Annotated in this window: 1 pseudogene; it reads left to right on the top strand. The window is 81.0% G+C overall.

The features are described from left to right. Positions 1–452 (top strand): annotated as a pseudogene (locus FK498_RS19055) (4-(cytidine 5'-diphospho)-2-C-methyl-D-erythritol kinase); the annotation flags it as partial.

Genomic DNA, 452 nt, shown 5'->3' with positions numbered 1-452 from the left:
ACCCCGGGGGTCCCGCGCGGCGCGGGGTCCCCCGGGGACCCGCCCCGGCGGGGGGCGGCGGGCGGGGGCGGGGCCCCCCCCCCCCCCGCGGCCGCGCTGCGGGCGCTCGACCGGCTCTGGGGGACCGATCTCGATCCGGAACGTCTTGCTGCGATCGCCGCGGGGCTCGGCGCGGACGTGCCGGCTTGCGTCGCTTCCCGCCCCGCGCGGCTCGGCGGCATCGGCGAGCGCATCGTGCCGGCGCCCGGCCTGCCGCCGTTCGGCCTCGTGCTCGCCAATCCGGGTGTCGCGGTCGCTACGCCCGCGGTGTTCGCCGCCTATGCCGCCAGGGGGGAGGCCTTCGATCGGCCGGCCGCCCTGCCTGACGCATGGCCGGAGGCGGCCACACTCGCGCGCGACCTCGCGCTCTGCCGCAACGCGCTCGAGCCGGCTGCGATCGCCCTCTGCCCGGC

Source organism: Elioraea sp. Yellowstone, from assembly GCF_006704265.1.
Lineage (GTDB): Bacteria > Pseudomonadota > Alphaproteobacteria > Acetobacterales > Acetobacteraceae > Elioraea.
Note: the sequence above shows the minus strand (reverse complement) of the source record. Positions and strands in the feature narration are given on the sequence as shown.